The sequence below is a fragment of the Anaerotignum faecicola genome, assembly GCA_024460105.1.
Classification (GTDB): domain Bacteria; phylum Bacillota; class Clostridia; order Lachnospirales; family Anaerotignaceae; genus JANFXS01.
In genome coordinates this window covers 1-394 of record JANFXS010000543.1, presented here as the reverse complement: position 1 = coordinate 394, position 394 = coordinate 1, and the positions used below count along the sequence as shown (strand labels likewise).

General features: G+C 48.7%; 1 protein-coding gene. It reads left to right on the top strand.

All coding sequences use genetic code 11. The features are described 5' to 3' along the window. Window positions 1-394: sulfatase-like hydrolase/transferase (locus tag NE664_15305; GenBank protein MCQ4727999.1), on the top strand; the 394-nt coding region annotated here is incomplete at both ends.

Below are 394 nucleotides of genomic sequence, written 5' to 3'. Positions count from 1 at the left end.
CCCCACTGCTGTCCCAGCCGCGCCAGTTTCTTTTCCGGATTGTATCCCTCGGAACACGGTATATGGAATAATATTGATCTGGCAGATGCATTTTCCCATGGCTTAATTGAAGGCATCAGGCTCTTTTCAGAAGATTTAAAAGAAGCGGGATATCAGATGTATTTCAGCGGAAAATGGCATGTCAGTGCAGAAGAAGGTCCGGGAGACCGTGGGTTTGGTCCGTGGATCTATCCGCCGCAGGAGGGACGGTATAAGCAGTGGAAGAAAACCCCCTTCATGGGAGACTGGGACTGGCTTTTGGAGGATGACTATATTACAGAGGTAAGGGGACGTGGTGACGGTGAGATTTCCAGAGTCGGATTTCCTCCATATACCCAGTATGGTGTAAAAGAAA